At 34.6% G+C, this 20549-nt stretch carries 22 protein-coding genes, 1 pseudogene and 1 riboswitch; of the genes and pseudogenes, 17 read left to right on the top strand and 6 right to left on the bottom strand.

The features are described from left to right. Positions 1 to 31 precede the first annotated feature (31 nt). On the bottom strand, positions 32 to 1498 hold the full coding sequence (locus tag AC3WVZ_RS13680; RefSeq protein WP_001083397.1) for an amino acid permease: 1467 nt from the start codon (positions 1496 to 1498) through the stop codon (positions 32 to 34). Between the two features lie 112 nt (positions 1499 to 1610). Further along, positions 1611 to 1804, bottom strand: a riboswitch (Lysine riboswitch). Between the two features lie 320 nt (positions 1805 to 2124). On the opposite strand from AC3WVZ_RS13680, the gene AC3WVZ_RS13675 reads away from it, so the two are divergent. Further along, positions 2125 to 2574, top strand: a complete 450-nt coding sequence (locus AC3WVZ_RS13675; protein WP_000764604.1) for a GNAT family N-acetyltransferase — start codon at positions 2125 to 2127, stop codon at positions 2572 to 2574. Positions 2575 to 2610: 36 nt separating this feature from the next. On the opposite strand, the gene AC3WVZ_RS13670 is transcribed toward AC3WVZ_RS13675, so the two are convergent. Beyond that, positions 2611 to 3621: a sulfite exporter TauE/SafE family protein gene (locus tag AC3WVZ_RS13670; protein ID WP_002024365.1), complete on the bottom strand. Its 1011-nt coding sequence runs from the start codon at positions 3619 to 3621 to the stop codon at positions 2611 to 2613. 97 nt (positions 3622 to 3718) lie between these two features. On the opposite strand from AC3WVZ_RS13670, the gene AC3WVZ_RS13665 reads away from it, so the two are divergent. The 6 genes from AC3WVZ_RS13665 to AC3WVZ_RS13640 all read left to right on the top strand — a co-directional run bounded on the left by AC3WVZ_RS13665 (position 3719) and on the right by AC3WVZ_RS13640 (position 8938). After that, positions 3719 to 4516, top strand: a complete 798-nt coding sequence (locus AC3WVZ_RS13665; RefSeq protein ID WP_167316400.1) for a VOC family protein — start codon at positions 3719 to 3721, stop codon at positions 4514 to 4516. A 14-nt stretch (positions 4517 to 4530) separates the two neighbouring features. Continuing rightward, positions 4531 to 5460 (top strand): aminoglycoside phosphotransferase family protein, encoded by a 930-nt coding sequence (locus AC3WVZ_RS13660; protein ID WP_233936492.1) that lies wholly within the window; start codon positions 4531 to 4533, stop codon positions 5458 to 5460. Between the two features lie 13 nt (positions 5461 to 5473). Then, positions 5474 to 6217 carry a metallophosphoesterase family protein gene (locus AC3WVZ_RS13655; protein WP_000357655.1) on the top strand — a complete coding sequence of 248 codons (744 nt, stop codon included), beginning with the start codon at positions 5474 to 5476 and terminating at the stop codon, positions 6215 to 6217. Between the two features lie 69 nt (positions 6218 to 6286). After that, entirely contained in the window at positions 6287 to 6829 is a 543-nt protein-coding gene (locus AC3WVZ_RS13650) for a GrpB family protein (protein WP_053564111.1), read from the top strand. Between the two features lie 237 nt (positions 6830 to 7066). Beyond that, positions 7067 to 7891 (top strand): DUF2785 domain-containing protein, encoded by an 825-nt coding sequence (locus tag AC3WVZ_RS13645; protein ID WP_233936490.1) that lies wholly within the window; start codon positions 7067 to 7069, stop codon positions 7889 to 7891. Positions 7892 to 8165: 274 nt separating this feature from the next. Beyond that, a protein-coding gene (locus tag AC3WVZ_RS13640) for an IS5 family transposase (RefSeq protein ID WP_425594293.1) occupies positions 8166 to 8938 on the top strand; the annotation gives its coding sequence in 2 pieces (ribosomal slippage) (positions 8166 to 8496 and positions 8496 to 8938; 774 coding nt in all). Between the two features lie 26 nt (positions 8939 to 8964). Here the strand turns inward: AC3WVZ_RS13640 and AC3WVZ_RS13635 are convergent. Beyond that, positions 8965 to 9801 (bottom strand): annotated as a pseudogene (locus AC3WVZ_RS13635) (hypothetical protein); the annotation flags it as partial. Positions 9802 to 10019: 218 nt separating this feature from the next. Between AC3WVZ_RS13635 and AC3WVZ_RS13630 the strand changes: the two are divergent. Further along, positions 10020 to 10334, top strand: coding sequence for a DUF3892 domain-containing protein (locus AC3WVZ_RS13630; RefSeq protein WP_000358158.1), 315 nt, complete (start codon positions 10020 to 10022; stop codon positions 10332 to 10334). Positions 10335 to 10410: 76 nt separating this feature from the next. On the opposite strand, the gene AC3WVZ_RS13625 is transcribed toward AC3WVZ_RS13630, so the two are convergent. Next, a complete protein-coding gene (locus AC3WVZ_RS13625; protein ID WP_000708751.1) occupies positions 10411 to 10851 on the bottom strand; it encodes a YaiI/YqxD family protein in 441 nt (146 codons plus the stop codon). A gap of 80 nt (positions 10852 to 10931) precedes the next feature. After that, on the bottom strand, positions 10932 to 12374 hold the full coding sequence (gene pdxR, locus AC3WVZ_RS13620; protein ID WP_233936489.1) for a MocR-like pyridoxine biosynthesis transcription factor PdxR: 1443 nt from the start codon (positions 12372 to 12374) through the stop codon (positions 10932 to 10934). Positions 12375 to 12499: 125 nt separating this feature from the next. Here pdxR and AC3WVZ_RS13615 point away from each other — a divergent pair, with 125 nt between their 5' ends. Beyond that, positions 12500 to 13411 carry a DMT family transporter gene (locus tag AC3WVZ_RS13615; protein WP_233936487.1) on the top strand — a complete coding sequence of 304 codons (912 nt, stop codon included), beginning with the start codon at positions 12500 to 12502 and terminating at the stop codon, positions 13409 to 13411. Positions 13412 to 13444: 33 nt separating this feature from the next. On the opposite strand, the gene AC3WVZ_RS13610 is transcribed toward AC3WVZ_RS13615, so the two are convergent. Next, complete coding sequence (locus tag AC3WVZ_RS13610; RefSeq protein WP_233936486.1) at positions 13445 to 13897, bottom strand: NUDIX hydrolase; 453 nt, start codon at positions 13895 to 13897, stop codon at positions 13445 to 13447. A gap of 96 nt (positions 13898 to 13993) precedes the next feature. On the opposite strand from AC3WVZ_RS13610, the gene AC3WVZ_RS13605 reads away from it, so the two are divergent. From AC3WVZ_RS13605 to AC3WVZ_RS13570, 8 genes are all read left to right on the top strand, one after another. Then, positions 13994 to 14401, top strand: a complete 408-nt coding sequence (locus AC3WVZ_RS13605) for a DUF3980 domain-containing protein (RefSeq protein WP_233936484.1) — start codon at positions 13994 to 13996, stop codon at positions 14399 to 14401. 17 nt (positions 14402 to 14418) lie between these two features. Further along, a complete protein-coding gene (locus AC3WVZ_RS13600; RefSeq protein ID WP_088363867.1) occupies positions 14419 to 14889 on the top strand; it encodes a GNAT family N-acetyltransferase in 471 nt (156 codons plus the stop codon). A gap of 48 nt (positions 14890 to 14937) precedes the next feature. Then, positions 14938 to 15828 (top strand): AraC family transcriptional regulator, encoded by an 891-nt coding sequence (locus tag AC3WVZ_RS13595; protein ID WP_233936482.1) that lies wholly within the window; start codon positions 14938 to 14940, stop codon positions 15826 to 15828. A gap of 24 nt (positions 15829 to 15852) precedes the next feature. Next, complete coding sequence (locus tag AC3WVZ_RS13590; protein WP_059303693.1) at positions 15853 to 16800, top strand: serine hydrolase domain-containing protein; 948 nt, start codon at positions 15853 to 15855, stop codon at positions 16798 to 16800. Positions 16801 to 17007: 207 nt separating this feature from the next. Further along, positions 17008 to 17376 (top strand): hypothetical protein, encoded by a 369-nt coding sequence (locus tag AC3WVZ_RS13585; protein ID WP_000838688.1) that lies wholly within the window; start codon positions 17008 to 17010, stop codon positions 17374 to 17376. A gap of 65 nt (positions 17377 to 17441) precedes the next feature. Beyond that, positions 17442 to 18527, top strand: coding sequence for an FtsX-like permease family protein (locus AC3WVZ_RS13580; RefSeq protein ID WP_059303694.1), 1086 nt, complete (start codon positions 17442 to 17444; stop codon positions 18525 to 18527). Between the two features lie 2 nt (positions 18528 to 18529). Further along, positions 18530 to 19795, top strand: coding sequence for an ABC transporter permease (locus tag AC3WVZ_RS13575; protein ID WP_233936481.1), 1266 nt, complete (start codon positions 18530 to 18532; stop codon positions 19793 to 19795). Next, positions 19795 to 20466 carry an ABC transporter ATP-binding protein gene (locus AC3WVZ_RS13570; RefSeq protein WP_233936479.1) on the top strand — a complete coding sequence of 224 codons (672 nt, stop codon included), beginning with the start codon at positions 19795 to 19797 and terminating at the stop codon, positions 20464 to 20466. Before AC3WVZ_RS13575 ends, AC3WVZ_RS13570 begins: the two co-directional genes overlap by 1 nt. The last annotated feature ends 83 nt before the right edge of the window (positions 20467 to 20549 follow it).

Genomic DNA, 20549 nt, shown 5'->3' with positions numbered 1-20549 from the left:
CGAGCAAACAAATTTGTTTGCTCGTTTCACTTTATTTTAGTTCACATTTATCAAGTGGAATCACTTTTGTTTTTTTCGTAAATTTATATCCTAACCATAGTACTAAGAAGAGTGGTAAACCGATGTAAGAAACGAGTACGCCATTCCAATCGATTGATTCACCCATAAATGCGCCGTAGTTTTGTCCTAAAATTACGATGATACAAAGTGTAAATGCGAAGATTGGACCAAATGGGAACCATTTTGCTCTATATGGTAAGTCATTTAAATCTTTTCCTTGTGCGATATACGCTTTACGGAAACGGTAATGACTAATTGCAATGCCGACCCAAGCGATAAAGCCAGACATTCCTGATGCATTTAATAACCAAATGTATACAACACCGTCACCGAATAAAGAAGCAATGAAAGCGATACTACCGACAATTGATGTTACGATTAATGCGTTAACAGGTACACCGCGGCTATCTAATTTACCAAGAAACTTTGGTGCTTTTCCTTGGCGAGCTAAATCCCAAAGCATACGAGTTGATGCATACATACCAGAGTTACCAGCAGATAGTACTGCCGTTAAAATAACAGCGTTCATAACAGAAGCAGCAAAGGCAACGCCCGCTTTTTCAAAAATAAGTGTAAACGGACTTACTGTAACATCACTTGCAGCAAGGCTTTCAGTTGTATAAGGAATTAATAAACCGATAACGAGAATTGCAAGGATATAGAATAAAAGAATACGCCAAAAGATTGAACGAATCGCTTTCGGAATATTACGCTCTGGATCAGAAGTTTCACCAGCAGCTACTCCTAATAGTTCAGTACCTTGGAATGAGAAACCAGCTGCCATAAACACACCGATAATTGCCATGATACCGCCGTTAAATGGTGCATCTGCAACAGTGAAGTTTTTAAATCCAACCGTTTCACCGCCCATAATTCCAAAAATCATCATGAAACCAACAATTAAAAAGATAATAATCGTAACTACTTTAATAAGTGCGAACCAATATTCAGATTCACCAAACCCTTTAACAGATAAGTAGTTTAAAAGGAAAATAATAGCTAAACATAATCCGCTCCAAATAAGAGAAGGGGTATCTGGGAACCAAAATTTCATAATTAATGTTACGGCTGCAAGTTCAGCAGCAATCGTAATTGCCCAGTTATACCAATAGTTCCATCCAAGTGCAAAGCCAAGTGATGGATCAACAAATTTTGTTGCATACGTACTAAAAGATCCAGTAACAGGCATGTAAGCTGCAAGTTCAGCTAAGCTTGTCATTAAAAAATAAACCATAATTCCAATTGCGGCGTATGCAATTAATGCGCCACCAGGTCCAGCTGTATGGATGACACCACCACTGGCAAGAAATAGTCCGGTACCAATTGTACCACCGAGAGAAATCATCGTAAGGTGACGAGATTTTAATCCGCGTTTTAATTCACCTTGTCCTTGTGTAGTTTGCGTTTTAGAGGTAGATTGATTTGTTGCGCTATTCATGTTCAACACTCCTTTTCTTGTAGGTTAGGAAGGAGCGGGGGAGAAAAATACAAAAAACCGCCAAAGGAATTTGGCGGAACGTTTCACAAATAACCACCCCATCATACCCTTCCGTTAAGATAGCACCCCACGTTTACACGGTAATTTTGTAAACGTGACAGTTCTGTTCCTTTCGGAGACAGCCCCAGCTCATATTTCCAGAGAAGAAATATAAACTTCGGCAACTTTTCCTTTCAAACGGAGTCAGCTGACATTCTCTGTGTCTCGTCCGTTTTACTATTAAAAGTCGCAACCTCTACCTCATCGGATTGATGAGGATTTATATATTGCTAAGATTTTTAATATATGGCAATTGTAATGACTTTCTGAATATATTGCAAGATATTTTGTTAGGAAAAGTCAAAGAATATCGGTTATTGTATAGGAAACGCTTGCAAAACTCCACCCGAACCTACTATTATGTAGCAATAAGCAAAGAAAAAATTGTTATACAAATGTTTCGCAAAAAATATTGAAAAACCCTCTAAATTAAAAGAAAATTCAGAAAAATATAATTCGACATTCATAATAAAGTCATATTATTTGTTATAATTAGGGTAACGTTTAAGCAAAAAGGGGAAATCAAAATGAAATTAGAAACAGAAAGGCTCTATATAGTGCCGTGTACAGAAGAGAGGATTCAAGTCGCTAACGAGCAAGGATATAATAGCGGTCCGCATATTGTAGGGCATGTAAAGAATGTAAAAAAAGATGCAACTTTATTACCATGGGGGGCGTGGTATGTTCTTCGAAAAGAAGACGATAGCGTTTTAGGTGATATTGGGTTTAAAGGGAAACCAAACGAGGATCAAACAGTAGAAATTGGCTATGGATTCATTGAGAAATATTGGAATCAGGGCTATGCAACAGAAGCTGTAAAAGAACTAATCGATTGGGCTTTCAAAACAGGTGAGGTAGAAACAATAATTGCAGAGACACTTCTAGATAATTATAGTTCGATGCGTGTTTTAGAAAAGTTACATATGAAGAGAGTAAATGCTACAGAAATGATGATTAATTGGAAAATAGAAAAATAAAAAATACCGCTCTAAATTGAGCGGTATTTTTTATAGTTATGGTAGCATTTGCTTCTGATCATTCGGATACTCAGCCGTTGACGTATTAGGACGATTGGAATGATTACGAACAGCAATGAAAATAGAAATAATAACGACAAGACCAACTGCAACGTAAGAAAGTGAAATAATAGTTGGATCCACTTTAAATGTAGTAAGCAGTGTACGAATGTTTGTAAAGATAATAAGACCACCAACTAATACGCCAAGTAAATGAGAAGGAACGATGCGAACTAGCCATGCCGCGATTGGTGCCGCTACGATACCACCGAGCATGAGAGAAAATACCCAAACCCAGCTTACTTGTTCCCAGCCAAGTGAGATGAAGAAGCCGATTGTTGCAGCGAGTGAAACAGGAAATTCACTCGTATCTACAGATCCAATAACTTTTCTAGCTTCATTTCCTCTTGCTAGAAGAACAGGTGTCGTAATCGGCCCCCAACCACCGCCACCAGTTGAATCAACGAATCCAGCGAATAAACCAAGCGGCACAAGTTGTTTTGCAGACATACGCTTATTTGAAGTGACAATTTGTTTTTGAATGATGAATCGTAATAAAATATAAACCCCTAAAGTAAATAAAAATACGGAAATGTACGGTTTGATTACATCTCCAGGCAAATTACTTAAAAAACATGCCCCAACAAATGCGCCGATTGCCCCAGGTAATGTAAGCCTGGAAACTGTATATTTATCAACGTTTCCAAATTTGATATGAGATGCGCCAGAAGCTGCAGTTGTAACGACTTCAGCTAAATGAACCGATGCGGAAGCTACAGCCGGTGCAATACCAAACATTAATAATAGTGAAGTAGACGTTACCCCATACGCCATTCCGAGTGCTCCATCGATCAGTTGAGCGAAAAATCCAATAATAGCAAAGACAATTAATTTCTGCATAAATAATCCCCCTGTAATAATAAATGAAAAAGACACTTTTCCCGTATGAGAAAAGTGCCTTTGGTTTTTCCAATCAGCAATAATTAAATTTGTTTCATTATAATACATATTAATCGTATAAATCAACTAGGTTTTAAAGTTTTTGAATTGAATGAAAGAAAAATAAAATATACAATAAAAGGATGGAGAGAAAGGGGAGAAAGACATGTTACGATTTGATCATCTTGTTCACGCAGTTCATGGTACACCGGAGGAAGCGGCAAAACAAATGCAGGAACTTGGATTTCATACTGTATTAGGCGGAGAGCATACGAATTGGGGTACTTGGAATAGTTTAAGTTATTTTGATTTATCATATATAGAATTTTTAGCAGTTCAATATGAAGAAAAAGCGAAAGAAGCAGAAAATCCATTAGTACAAGAAACAGTGGTGAAACTACAAAATGGAGAAGGAATGCTACAAATCGCGATCCGAACAGATGCAATTGAGGAGCTAGCAGTTAACTTTAATAAGTACGGCTTACATACGATAGGGCCATTTGAAGGGAAACGCATGAGAAAAGATGGCCGACTTTTAGAATGGAAAATGTTATTCGTTAAGCAAGAAGAGAACGGACCGAAATTACCTTTCTTTATACAGTGGAATGAAACGGACGAAGAAAGAAGAAACGATTTACGTAACAGTGGGACGATTACTGAACATAAAAACAAAGTGCAACAAATTGAAACGATTCATTACGCAGTAAAAAATGTTCGAGAAACAGTACGGAAATGGAAAAAAGTAATGGGACTATCTACAAGCTCAGTTGTGAAAAATGAAAAATGGAATGCTGAGAGTCAAAGTGTAGTGTTTGGAAATATTCATGTGCAGTTTTGTGAACCGATTGGAGAAGGGCTAGTACTAGAACATTTGAATAAGAATGGCGAATATCCATTTGCAGTAGAGTTTAAAGGTGGAAATAAACGAGAGCATGAAATGCTAGGTAGTTTGTACATATATTAATAGAGGTGAACGTTGTGAAAGAAATGCTTAGGGAGATAGAGAGAATACTAGAATGGCCTCGTATGTTAAAAGCGACTGTTATTTCAAAAGGCTTTTCATTCGATGAGAAATATAAAATTGAATTAGAGAGTGGGGCCTCGTATTTTATTAAAGTATGCGATTCATCATATTTTGAACGGAAGCAGGAAGAATATGAATATATGCAGCAGCTAGATTCTTTACATATTCCTATGCCAAAATTAATTCATTTTATTAGTCTTACTAAATTCAATAAATGTGTACAAGTTTTTGAATGGATTGATGGATTAGATGGTGAAGATATATTAAGAACGTTGTCTACAGAAGAGCAGTATAGGGCTGGAAAAAAGGCTGGAGAAGTACTAAAAAAGATTCATTTAGTTGAAAAAGAAGATAAAGGTAATTCATGGGAAATGTCTATATGGAGTAAATATGAGAGATACTTAGAAGCGTTGAAAGAATATGAAGTAGACTTTTTTCGTTTAAATACAGTGATAGATTTTGTAGGAAATCATAAAGATTTATTAAAAAATCGTCCCATCGTATTTTTACATGACGATTTTCATCCGGCTAATATAATGATTGACCAAAATGAGTTTCGGGCTGTCATTGATTTTGCTAGATTCGATATTGGTGATCCTATTCATGATTTTTATAAAGTAGCACTATTTACAACGAATATAAGCAAACCATTTGCGGTTGGACAAGTTCACGGTTATTGCGGAGGAGAACCTGATCTACATTTTTGGAAACTGTACTCATTATATGCAGCAATGATATTCCCGGCTGATATCGTATGGACAAACCGAAGCACACCATATTTATTAGATGATATGAAGGAAAGATTAAATGGGATTTTAGAAGATCATAATGATTTTTCATCCTATATTCCAAAATGGTATCAATCAAGCGAATTTAATAAATAAAGGAGTAATTTATATGGATAAAATAGCAGTAATTTCAGATATTCACGGTAATATTCAAGCATTAGAATCCGTGTTGAATGATATTAAATTAAGAGGAATCGAGCGCATTATTTGCCTTGGAGATTTAGTAGGAAAAGGACCTCATTCCAGTGAAGCAATTGAAATCATTCGTAAAGAATGTGAAGTAGTCGTAATGGGAAACTGGGATGATTTTATTACAAAGCCGACTGAATTTGAAGCATTAAAATGGCATCAAAAACAATTATCGGAAGAACAAAATGATTATTTAAGAAGTTTACCATTTTCAATCGAATTTTTTATGAGTGGAAAACTCATTCGTATGTTTCACGCTTCACCGAGAAGTTTATATGAAAGAATTCAACCACACGCTTCAAGAGAAGAACGTATTAGTATGTTCGAAAATAGTGATCTGACAGAAAATATAGAAGGAGAAAGAAAACCAGATGTCGTTTGTTACGGCGATGTTCACCAAGCGTTCGTTCAAAATTTCAGAGGGAAAACGTTATGTAATGCCGGTAGCGTAGGAAACCCACTTGAAATAACGCAAGCTTCCTATTTAATATTTGAAGGAACATATAATGAAAAAGAAGCGGCGAGCTTTTCTATTCAACTTGTACGAGTACCGTATGATATTGAATTAGCTATCAGATTAGCAGAAGAACTCGAAATGCCAGAAATTGCAGAATACAAACAAGAATTACGGACTGCACTGTATCGAGGATTTAAGGGGAAATAAGGAGAAATATAAATCAATATTTGTTGTTTATAATTATGTTATGTAGACTAATTACAGGGGAGATATTAGATGGATAAAAAAGAGAATCCGAACGATTGGCCTGTATGGGCGAATGAGTCAGTAGAGATAGTTAGTGCAAATCCTGATTGGCAAGATAAAGGCCGATGTGAAGAACAGCAACTATATGAACTGCTTGCTCCTCTCGGTATAAGCAAAGTAATACATATAGGAAGTACATCCATACCTGATTTACCTGCAAAACCTATCATTGATCTAATGGCTGAAATAGACTCTTTTGAAAGAGTACTAGATATTTCAGCTACATTGGCCATATATAATTGGCATTATGTAAGCCCAGAATTAGATGAAAGACCTTGGAGAAGGTTCTTTGTGAAAGTTAAGAATAATAGGCGTGTAGCTCACCTGCATTTGATGGTTAAAGGAACTGAGCGATGGGAGCAACAACTTTTGTTTCGCAACCACTTACGAGAAAATCCACAATTAGTTTATGAGTATTCAAATCTTAAACAAGATTTAGCTAAAAAATTTAAACAAGATAGAGAAGCATACACAAAAGCTAAAACAGAATTTATTAAACAAGTTCTAAAATGATACAACCTTGGATTGTAACTATGTTTGAATACAAAAGAAAAAACAAACTTTATTTTATAACTTAAACTTACATGAAAGGCATGTAAACAAAGTGATAGACTGCGATATTTTAATGTATTTCCTTTTATTTATTAGGATAAATTATATATAATTGAATCAAGTTCATATAAGGATAGGCAATTACAGGGGATAAGGCGAAAATATGTTAAAAAACGCAAAAAGGGGACAAGAAATATAATGAATGAAGTACTAGAACTAAAAGAAGAACTACTACAAATTAAAAATAACAATTATGCTGTACCAGAAGATGTGGATGCATATCCATATGCGCAGTGGATGTTAGATTATATCGGATCACCTGATGCTGAATTACGTGATGATTTAATTTATAGTACGCTTCACACATGGATTACAAATGATGTATTTAGACAAAAAGAATTACGAGGATTAATGCTGCAAGCAATTAGCCCTGATTATTTATTTTATAAAATTGGTGAAAAGGGAACAGACTCTGTTTTTAAACGTGCATTCTCCGTATTAATTCCACCACTTATTTTATCTGTTCATGAAAGAGAACCACTGTTATCTGAAGAACAACTGTACAGTGTGGCAGAACAAGTGCTGGAATATGTATATTTAGAAGAAGATGTAAGAGGCTACGTAGAAGGAAAAGGCTGGGCACACTCTACTGCACATGCAGCAGATGCGCTCGACGCTTTAGCACGTACAATCCAAAATCGTGAGTTCTCATATGCAATACTAGCTGCCGTTCGTCAGAAGGTACGCTTACATGACTACGTATACATTCACTTTGAGGATGAGAGATTAGTAGCACCAATTATGTCGTTACGTAACCAAAATCTTTTAACTGAAGAAGAGTGGAGCAACTGGTTACATAGTATAGCAACTGTTGAAGACATCCGACATCCGCAGCATGCTATTTTAGTACATAATATTAGAGCTTTCTTAAGAAGTTTATATTTTAGAGTTTTAGAGACAGAGGGTAATACAGCCTTTACAGATGATGTATTGGAGACTTTGAAAGGATTGCGTAGATATTAAAAAAAGAATAAATAGTCTATTACTTGATTCCAGTATAAATGAGCATTTAAGTAAAGATTAAGATTTAAAAACCGATTATATTTGTGGGTTGCCTACAAATATAATCGGTTTTTTAGTTGAATTGAAATGTTAGCCTTAACTATATATGAGCTTATATGTGATAATGAGTTTATTAAATATGTAATTGCGGATTTTCTTCATATAAACTAGGGTGTGTCTAAAAACTATTTCTATGGTAGGATTACCTCAAACCATTTAGAGAGAGGTATTTTCTATGACGCCACGCCGCTACGAACTTACAAATGAACAATGGGAACAAATCAAAGACTTTTTCCCACCGTATTCTACTGGTCGTCCGCCTAAAAGAAGTAATCGTGAAATGTTCAATGCTATTTTATGGATAGCTAGGAGCGGCGCTCCCTGGCGTGATTTGCCGGACCATTACGGCTTATGGAAAACCGTGTATGCTCGCTTCTGCAAATGGCGTGATGAAGGTGTCCTACTGACCATTTTTCAAGAATTAAATGCTGAACCGGATTTTGAAAATCTCAGCATAGATTCAACCAGTATCAAAGCGCATCAACATAGTGCTGGTGCAAAAAAAAGGCCATAAATCATGAGTTTCATCAGCATATTGGCATGAGTCGCGGTGGAAAAACTACCAAAATCCATACAATTGTTGATGGTTTAGGCAACCCCATTTTATTTCATTTGACTGGCGGAAATATTTTTGATAGCACTCCAGTTTGCGAGCTTTTGGATGAAATACCAATTAAGGGCAGCAATATTCTTGGTGACAAAGCCTATGGTTCTCATACGATTCGTAACTATATTACCAATCATGAAGCAACCTATACCATTCCACCCAGATCAAATGCGAAAGCTCCTTGGAATGTGGATTGGTATTTATATAAAGAACGCCATTTAGTGGAGTGTTTTTTCAATAAAATCAAGCATTTCCGTAGAATCGCAACACGGTATGATAAGCTGGCATCTTCTTTTTTAGCCTTTGTGTATATCGCTGCCATTTTTCGATTAACACAATGAACAACAGTTTTTAGACACACCCTAGTAACATATTGTTTTAAATTCTTGATGAATAATAGAATCTCTTGGCTAGGCATTCTAGCATGTTGAAGGTGAAATATGTTTCCTTTTCCGATTTCTAATTCGGTTGAATTCAAAGTAATAGGGGTATTTCTGAAGATATGCCATGGGAAATACAAGTGTACAAAGGTTTCTCTAAAATATATACCCGATTGACAAATTAATACTCCGTCCGATCCTTTACCTAAATTACCAAGAACAGATGTATCTAAAAAAGCAATGATTTGTTCTTCTTTTGGAACAATGTATCGTGCTCCAATTTCGTTTAACTTTTTTTCGGAAATATGAGTATCTACAAATAAGCCATTATCAGGTTCTAATAATTCATCGTGTGTCTCAAACAAAGAGCAGATTGATTTTATCTCATTTACATTTATAACCGGGTGTATTTCATTTTGCCTTGAATCTTGAAATGAATTTGTAAGAGCTATAAGTAATTCTTTAAATAACAGTGGTGGATAATCACTCCCGTTAATATTAAAACTTTTTTGGGCATCAAAAGATAAAAAACCATCTTTATCAATTTCGATTTTTTGCACTTCATTTAATTGATTCCATTTCATATTTCCTTTTCCTAATAACCAATTTTTCCAGTATAAACCCGAACTTGTAAAGTAAACACCATATTTTCCTGATCCAAATAAATTACAACTTAAAAATGCGATAATTTGATCATCTGTCGGTATAGAAAAACGCTTTTGCGCAATTGACAAGAAATCTTTAGGGATTCTAGTAACATAAAATCTAGATTGCTGATAATGTAAACAAATATTAGTTAAACGATTAATATCTATATTCAACATAATCATTCTCCATTTCATATTTCTTTTCGATATAATAAATTATAATGTTTTTAGGAAAATATTAACACTTAAATTTAGCTTAAATTTAGCGGTAAAGGTTTAAAAAGCATGATCTGGGGTGTTTTTTGGAAGTAGTGTAGACTTTTTGAGTTGGTAAAAAAACACATAAAACCACTACATCCCAACCATACTAATAAAATGTGTTGGAGGTGAGTTTTATGGACAAAAAAGACTTTGAAAAAGTGTATAATGATTATTTACATCAAGGAGAAGAGCAAGCTCAATTTGAAATAGCTCAGGAAGTTACTCCAGGAGCAGAACAAATTGTTGCTGTTCGTAAAAATGATGATGGAGATTTAATTGCGTTTAAAACAAGTAGCGGGAGAGAGTTAGATTATATGACTGCTCTTAGTGAAGCGAAATCAGGGAAATTAGCTCATGTGGACGTATTTCATAAGTATGGCAGAGATATTATACGTAGTGAACCTGATGGAATAAAAGAAAATAACTTAGATAATTTACCTTCATTTTAAACGGGTAAGCCTTAAGAAGAGAATGTTCATTTGGATATTCTCTTCTTTTCTTTCTCTACAAATAGACGGTTCATTTCTACAGTGCGATCATACTTTTAAAGAGCGCTCTAAATTTTTCTTTATCTTCTGCTGTAAATGGTTTCGGTCCCTTTGTACGTTTACCACTTTTTCGAACCATTGCACTTAAATATCGTGTTTGTAACAATTGTTCAATGTTATCATTCGTATACTTATAGCCTTTATGGTGTAGTACGATACAACCTTTTGCTAAAGCGAGCGAAGCAAGACCGTAATCTTGTGTTATGATTAAATCTTCTTTTTGGGCTAACTGCATAATTCGGTAATCCGCAGCATCTGCTCCAGAATCAACATAAATTGTTTCCACACCTTTTGGCTGCTCTGCATTAGAATAATGAGAAAAGCTTGTAACGAGGGTAACAGGAATTTCTGCCTTCGTTGCTTCAAAAATAATTACATCTTTTACAGGGCAAGCATCTGCATCAACATAGATTTTCATTGGTATCACTCCTATAACTAGGTTCGTGTTGATGATAATGGTAGATTTAGGTTTTGTCAAACGAGGGTTTGTATCTAAAGTTACTTTTCACAAACCCAAATAGCCTCCCGCAAACGAGAAATACCTTCCTCAATTTGATTAATATTCACTTTTCCATAAGATAAACGTATATAACCATCTTTTGCGCCGAAAATACTACCTGGCATAAAAGCAATTTCTTGTTTTAAACTTTGCATAATAAGTTGCTTTTCGTTTATCGGTTCTTTTAATTTTCCCCATATGTATATTCCACCGGTCGGATTTGAAAAAGAGATTTTATCATGAAGTTGCTCGTTTAGAGCGTGGACGATAACGTCTCTTTTTTCTGCTAGTTGTTTTCGTAACGGTACGATATGCGACTGAAATGGTACAGTTTCAAAAAATTGTTGCATAAGCCACTGCGGGAAAATACTCATTCCTAATTCCATTTGGTGCCTTGCGTCGGATAACCTTTCTACTACAGACTGCGGGGCAACGAGCCAACCAACTCGTAAGCCTGGTGCAATCATTTTTGATAAAGAATGTACATAAATGACAGTTCCATTTTCATCAATTGATTTCAAAGTAGGGCAAGGTTGTTTCTTTTCTAGCGTAAGTAAACTAGACGGATCATCTTCCACAATCGCAATTCGTAAGTCTGCACAAAGTGATAATAGTTTTTTTCTACGGTTTGGATGAAGCATCGTCCCCGTAGGGTTTTGGAAATTTGGATTTAAAAAAATCATTTTAATGCGGTGCTTTCTATATAACTCCTGTACATCATCTGGGTTAATGCCGTGTTCATCAACAGGTAATGGGAAAATACGAATACCTGCTGATTGGAATAGAGGCAGGGAATAACAGTGTGAAGGACTTTCGAAAGCAACAGCATCACCTGGATTTAATAAACATTGCACGATAAGGTGAAGTGCTTGCTGTGCGCCAGATGTAATCATAATGGATTGTTCAGTCGCCTCAACTTTTAAATATTCCTTCATATATTTTACGACCGCTTGTCTTAGCGGGAGATAGCCTTGCGGATGATCGTAACTTAATGAATGCGTTAACGGTTGTTCACGTAAAATCGCTTGTAGTTGATCGTGGGGATAAAGATTACAACCGAGCTCTCCGTTTGCAAAATCAATAATATTTTCATTTTGTTGTACTTCTGCCCGAATATGGCGGAGTAGTGGTAAGTTTGGTAAAAAAGTACCACCTTCTACGAAATTTCTCCAGTTGGGTGTTAATGTTGGAGAAACACCCCACATATGTGTACTCACGCGTGTTCCTTTACCAGTCGTACTCTCTACAATTCCCATAGCACGTAGTTCATTATAAGCAGTCGTTACTGTACTTCTGTTTACATTTAACTGCGTAGCTAATTTCCGTTCTGAAGGAAGGAAGCTTCCTGGAGGAAGTTCTCCATATGTAATACGTTTTTCAATAAAGTCAACAACTTGCTGATAAATAGGGATTTTACTGTCACTATCTAGTTTCCATTCCATAAAAAACGCCTCCGTATCTCTTATATACATCAAGTATAGCAAATTGGCTGGGTAAAAAAACAGCCAATTGGACGGTGTTATATCCAGCCAATTTTACTATGCTAAATAGGGAAGGGGAGATTCGGATGAAACGATGGCAAATGGAATGGCTCCTAGTATCAGTTGCATTAGTATGGGGAGCAAATTATACAATAGGAAAGTATGGAGTGGTATATATGTCATCCATTCAATTTAATAGTTTACGATTTTTAGTAGCATCACCGGTATTATTACTTATTACATTTTTAATGGAACGCTCATTACGTATTGAAAGAAAAGATTGGTTACGATTAGTAGCAGTCGGTATCGTTGGTACGACAATGTATCAAACGATGTTTATGCTATCTGTGAAATATACTTCAGCAACGAACGCCTCATTATTAATTGCGATGTCACCTATTTTTACAGGGATATTAGCAGTATTGCACAAACAAGAACGTTTTTCGATGAAAGTACAAATTGGTTCAATAGTAGCGTTTATTGGTGCAGCATTCGTTTTATTAACAGGACATACAGGAGGAACTACTTACGAATATGCGTGGCTCGGAAACATAATTGGATTAGTCGCAGCGATTGCGTGGGGATGGTATCCAATATTAGCGCAACCTCTTATAACAAAATATTCCGCAATGAGAGTCACATCTTGGTCAACTTTAATTGGAATTGTACCTCTCGTTGTATATTGTTTATTCAACGTAAATACATTAACGTGGCCAGTAGACATGCCAAGCTGGGGGTCTCTAGCATATTCAATCGTCTTCGCGACAATCTTCGGACTTGCAATGTGGTATGTCGGTATTAGTCAAATAGGCTCAACGAAAGTAATGGTTTATATGTATCTTGTACCGTTGTTCGCAGTTATTTTTGCGGCAGTAACAATAGGGGAGCAAATCAATATGATGCAACTGGTTGGCGGACTTATTATCTTTGTGGGTCTATATGTTGTAAAAAAAGGTGGAATCAAAAAGCCAGCTCTCAATTTGAAAAAGGTAAGCTAACAGTAAAAATGATCTCTTTCATATAGAAGGAGATCATTTTTTGTTTCGTAATAAAAGCGCTTGTTCAACAGCCCATTTTTGATGATCATGAAGTAAATATTCTATAGCATGTAATGGAGACATCCACCTTAAAACATGATCCTCCTCACAGTTTCCAGTTCGTTTCTGCACCATGTTCGCAATATAAAAAAATCCATCGTTTAAATAATATGTATCTTCTTTTTCCGCATAAAAATATCGCATTGCATTACCGATATATTGATTAATTTCAATTGCCCATCCTAATTCCTCTAGTAGTTCACGATGTAAGCATTCATCTTTTGTTTCGGTACCTTCCATACCGCCACCAGGTAAAAAATAACGGTCTCCTTTTTGGATAATAGCAATCTTTGAAGAGGTTGAGTTAAAAATAATTGCATAACAACTAGGTCGTAATACATATTGCTCAGTAGGCTTTTTATAACCAAAAATAAGTTTAGATATCATAAGACACGTCACCTCTCTATAAAATACACAAAAGGAATAATAAGGTAAAAATAGAATTGTATAAGTATAATCTTACGAGATTGGAGTGATAACAAAATGATAAATCGAAAGTGTTCGCGCTGTAAAGAAATTACAGGTACATTGCACGGTGGTAAAAAAATTAAGGAAGAATTTCTATGTGAGGACTGTTTACAAAAAGGAATTGTGAGCGGTGAAATCGAATTATCACAAGTGGAGCAAGAACAAACTTCGTATCTTTCTATAAAAATATTAAAAATAATGAGTGTGATTTATTTAATAGCATCTATTTTAATGGCTTTTTCAACCGGTCCATTTATACATAATATAGGATTTGATGAAATGTCCATTTCAGGCCCAGAATTAGGTTTAATAAGTATTGTTATGCTAGGTTCTTTATTCCAGTCTGTTCTTGTATTTTGCGGGATATGGGTATTCATCCTTTTAGTAGAAACAGTCATTAAAATTTATGAAAAAATGAAGTGAGTGAGAGGGAGAAACATATGCGAGTAAGAAACATCCAAGGGGAAGATTATGTAAAGATTCATTCTGTTTTAAATGATTGGTGGGGCGGGAGAGACATGGCTGCCATGTTGCCAAAATTGTTTTTCGTTCACTTTCAAGAAACGAGTTTTATCATTGAAGAAGATGGCGAAACGTTAAGTTTCTTATGCGGATTCTTTTCGCAAACGCATAAAGAGGAAGCGTACGTTCATTTTATCGGGGTAAATCCGAAGTATAGAAGAAGAGGAATTGCATCGACATTGTATTCGTATTTCTTTGATGTCGCACGTGCAAATAATTGTAAAGTTGTAAAAGCAATTACGTCACCAGTTAATAAAAAATCGATACAGTTTCATCAAGAAATCGGTTTTCGAATTGAGGCTGGGGATGATGAGATAGAGGGTGTATCGGTACATACAAATTATGATGGGAACGGCGGTAGTAGAGTTTTATTTTTGAAACATGTGTAAAAGTAGGCTAGCGAAAAGTTAGCCTTTTTGTTGTGAGGAGCTAAAAGTATGGAGAGTAAACAAAGTAGAAATGAATACTTACGACGCATTTATAAAGTGCAAGATTATATAGAATCAAACATAAATGATTCACTTTCAATTGAAGAGTTAGCGGATGTAGCAGGATTTTCAAAGTTTCATTTTCATCGGATTTTTAAGGGGATAGTAAACGAGTCATTATCACGGTATGTAAACCGATTGAAGTTAGAAAGGGCAACACATCTACTTACATATCGGACAGATATGACGATTACAGATATTGCGTATCACTTCGGATTCACAGATTCAGCAGTTTTCTCCCGAACATTTAAAAATTATTACGGCGTAAGTCCATCTCAATATCGAAACGACAATAGCAAGAATTGCAAAGACGTAAGGGGAATTTCTCAATACAATGAATGTAAGAAGGTTCGAGGAAATGTTGAAATTGTAACAGCGGACGATATAAACGTCGCATACATAAGACATATCGGTACATATGAGGAGTTAACTATAGCTTTTCCAGAAATGATAGAAAAACTATTTCATTACGCAGCTAAGCAAAACTATCATGTATTTGATGATACGAAAGTATTAACCATTTACCACGATCATCATGAATTTACTGAGGAATATCATTTAAGAACAAGTTTATGTGTAACAATTTCATATGAATCCACAGTAGAAACGAACGACGTTGGAATAATGGTAATACCTTCTGGAAAGTATGCAGTAGGACATTTTGAAATATGCCAAGATGAATATAAAGGAGCATGGGACTTTATATATGGTGAGTGGCTTCCAAATAGCGGATATAAACCGAGAGATTCGTATCCTTTTGAAGTATATAGAAATGACCCAAAGCAGCATCCAAAGCATAAACATATAGTTGATATATATGTACCTATCGAACCTTTTTAATTATAGGTTAAAGGGGAAAGAATAATGAAAATTGCTGAAAAGTTAGATCTGATTATAAAAGAAGAATACAAAAATATGAATGGTATGTTAGTAGTGCAGAAAGGTAATGTTATTTTTGAAAAATATTATAACGGGCACGGTCCAGATGATGCATTTCACATAGCGTCAGTCACAAAAATGATAATCTCTGCGCTAATTGGGATATGTATAGATAAGGGCTATATAAAAAGCGTTGATCAAAGAGTAATAGAATTTTTCCCGGAATATAACGTTAATTCATCTGAAATAACAGTACGACATCTGTTGACAATGACAGCTCCACATCCTTTCGTAGACTGGCAGGAGCCGTTAGAAGAACTATGTATGCAACGAGATTGGGTAAAGTATACGTTAAATAGGATAGGAAACGGCGGAGAAATTGGATCTTTTAAATATTCATCTGCAGGAACGCATGTACTATCAGCAATTATTACGAGCGTAACAGGAAAAAGTGCGCGTGAATTCGCGAATGAACAGCTATTTCAGCCACTCGGTATGAGAGAAATTCCAAACTACAATATGAAAGCGTTTGGATTTGATGACTTATTCGGAAAAGATGTAAAAGGATGGGTTCATGATCCAAATGGTATTTCGACAGGCGGCTGGGGACTAACGTTAACAGTTAAAGATATGGCTAAGTTTGGACAGCTGTATTTGAATGAAGGTACTCATAATGGAAAACAAATACTATCAAAATCATGGATAAAAGAATCGACAGAAATGAACCAAAATCAATATGGTTACTTATGGTGGTTACGAGAAGAAGAGGGTGTCTATTCGTATTGTGCAATGGGTGATGGTGGGAATATGATTTGTTGTATTCCGATGCAGGATTTGGTTGTAGTAATTGCTTCTGAAATTATGCCGAATGCACGGGATAGATGGGAATTGATTGTGGAATATATTCTTCCTTGTATACGGTTAAATAAATAATTTTAGTAAAAAGATGGTGTGAATTGGAGCTTCATACCATCTTTTTGTTTTATGACGGAAATTTCAGGGGAATGTAAGAATTGCGTGAATAAATGTAAATATTAGACTTTATCGATATATGGTTATTTTTTTTATGTATAATGAGGACAAGGCCTAAAAATACTTAAATATTTAAGTGAATATTTTAAAAAGGGAGATTAAGAATATATGAAAAGCCTACTTCAAAAAACTTTAGCTGTTATAGGATTAACTGCTTCTTTATTAGGTATGGTTTCTTCCGTTTCATTTGCTTCGATTAGTTGGGATAATAATGCAACGTGGACAGGAAGCGGAGCAAAAGCTAAGGCAACTGCCTATACTGCGAAAAAGAACGAACCTCATTTTTACAAGATGACTGTAAGAGCTAGCTTTGATGATGGGACTTCTAAAGAGTTAGCATTGTATGATGCTAAAACTTCAGATCGTATAAACGTTAGCGTTGCATCCAAAGGACCGGTGACCAGAGGTTATTCGGGTCATGAATGGATAATGGTAGGGGATAGTGCGTACACTTCTAAGGAAATGGTAATTAAATAAAAATCAACAAAAACCGTGAAAAAGGATAAATACCATTTTCACGGTTTTTAAAATGAGGAGGATATATGAATCTAGTATTAAAAGAAATAGTGGTGAACAAAACAATATTCATTATGTTATTTATTGGATTTGTATTGACAATATGGCCAATCCTGATTGCAATATCGACGCGAGATTATTATGATGAGAAATTTTATGATAGTAAGAATGGTTATTTTAATTATTACTATTCTGTTCGACTTACTAATATGGGGGAAATCAATTTCGAACAATTTCAGACGTTAGTAGAATCTGATTTTAAAAACGCTAGCGTTATTACAAATGATATTCGTATTACTATTCCGGATATCGGCCACGTAATAATGAATGGTCTCCTTAATAAAAATTGGTCTCCACCTTTACTAAAAGGTTCTCAGATGGGACAAGATGAAAAAAATAGTGTAATAGTGGGGAAGAAAATTTATAAGGATATGGAAACAATAAAATTATTTAATAAGGAATATACAGTTAAAGGCGTAGCTGGAGAAAATACTGGATATGAGTATAATATTAAAATTTACGTCTCACTAAATGACATGCCAGATGAAGTGAAACAGATGATACAAAAAGATAATACATTCCAAATGATTGTTCGTTCTAACGAAAACCCTATCAAGGAAATAGAAACTTTCATACAGCATATGAAACAGAACAATAAAGATATAAATGCCAAAGTAATTAGTGAAAAAGAGAACTATGAGAAGGAAAAAAACTCAAGTGAAGCCGTAGAAGAGTTACTCAGTTTTCCATATAGGCTTTTATGTATAGCTTTCATTACCAGTATAATAGTAAGTTATTATTGGATTTATACGAAGAAAAAAAGTTTGTCGTTAAGGAAAGCTTTGGGAGCAAGTAATGTAAATCTTTTTATTTTTATATTTAGTCAATTATTTTTATGTGCAATCACTGCATCAGCCTGTGCAATATGCATACAATGGATTTTCAGCATTTTGAGTGAAAGTATTATAGAGTTTACAAGCTATAATATTAGTTTACAGTCTACTCATATTGTAATGTGTGTATTTTTTTCACTTACTATAGCTTTCATTCTCTCTGTAATACCATTTGTATATGTGCTTAAAAGTGAACCTGCTAAAGCATTAAAGGAGTAAAAATGATGAGAATAAAAAGTGCGTTCCTAGCATTAAAAAAGAGATTTCTATTTTCCGTACTTCTTCTAATACAGATTACATTTGGATTAGCAACTATAGCGAGTTCAATTAATGTATTTTATAATTTACACCATCTAAACGATAAATCCAGCTCAGCATTAAATGTGGATAAAACATATTTAGTTACTTTTGAAAGGACGACAGATAGGTTACAAAGCAATCAATTTAATAAAGAGCAAATTCAAGAGGTTTATAAAACAATTCATCAAAATAAAGATGTGATTTCGTATGGTACATACGAGGAGAGTTTAATTGAAATAGAATCAAGTAATAGGCAACTTCAAAATAGTATGATTGCTGATTTGAAACATAAAACGTTTCACGATGAAAGACCTACTATTCAAACAATTGTTGTAGATGAAAATTACTATAAATTGTTAGGTTTACCTTTAAAACCTGAAGAGGGTTTCTTGCATGAAGATTTTCCAAAAAATAGTGAAGAAAAAACAAAAGTATTAATGGGTTCTTACTTTAAGAAATATTTTCAAGTTGGGGATACAATTAATAATCAATATACAATTATAGGCTTTTTACCAGAGAATAAATTTATCGTAGATAATAATACAACGAACGTTTATTTGAAGTTGGATTACGCAATGATAATGCCTATGTCATCTAATAGATATGAAAATTATGAAGGAATGTTTTTAAGACTGCATCAAAGTACAGTTTTACATTTACGAAAAGATGCAGATGTAAAGAAACTAGAAAAATCAATTCAACTTAAAGGAAACGGCGGTACGTTTTATTTGAAAAATTTAGGTGATGAAATAAATATAGATGTTACTCTTAACAGCTATTCTGAAATACCTCAACTGATAGTCGGAATCTTATTTATTTTATTCTCAATCGTCGGAATTGTAGTAACGACTATTATTTCTATCTTGATGAGAAAGAGGGAATTTGGTATAAAAATAGTTTTTGGCGAAAGTAAATTTGGAATGTTTATTCAAATTGTTATAGAAAACATTATTGTAGCAATAGTTGGCTTAGGAATGTCAATAGCTTACTTTTCATGGAGATATGGGACTCTATTGCAAATGTCGAAGGATTTTAAAGCAGTATCGGCATTAGACTTTAAATTGGATATGCCTATATTATTTTTAGTATTTCTATTCTTATTATTGATCATCGTTGTCTCAAATGTAATTGTCTTTTTATTTATTAGAAAGCTTGAACCGAAAACATTAATAGGTGGGATGGAATAATGAGTTTAATTGAATTGAAAGACATTAAGAAGGTGTATAGTAACAAGAATCACAATACGTTCGCATTAAACGGTATAAACTTAACGATAGATAAGGGCGAAATTATAGCGATAATGGGTCGATCAGGATCGGGGAAAAGTACGCTATTAAATGTTATAGGGTTAATTGATTTGCCAAATGAGGGTGAATATACGTTAAATGAAAAAACATTAACTGAAATTAGAGCAAATAAAGTTCATAAAACAAGAAATGAAATGATCGGATTTATTTTTCAATATTTTGCATTGTTAAAAGAACATACTGTACTGGATAATGTAGTGCTACCACTCACATATAGAAAGTTAAAGCAACGGGAAAGAAAAAATAAGGCGAAGTTCTATTTAGAAAAAGTAGGTTTAAAAGAACATATGCATAAAACACCTGACGAGCTATCAGGTGGACAACAGCAGCGAGTCGCAATTGCAAGAGCGTTAGTAGGTGAACCAGAAATAATTTTGGCTGATGAACCGACAGGGAATTTAGATAGAAAAACAGGAGAAGAAATTATGGATCTATTATTACAACTGAATGAAGAAGGACGAACGATTATTATTGTAACGCATGATATTGAGGTAGCAAATAAGTGTAATAGAATTATTGAGTTAGTTGATGGGGAAGTTGTGCGGAGTTAGTAATTCAATAATTATATCTAATGTAAGAATCCGTATTGATTAATTTTTCAAAATGGATTCTTTTTATTTGTAGGATTAAAGTA

Source organism: Bacillus sp. CPT56D-587-MTF (assembly GCF_058792335.1).
Note: the sequence above shows the minus strand (reverse complement) of the source record. Positions and strands in the feature narration are given on the sequence as shown.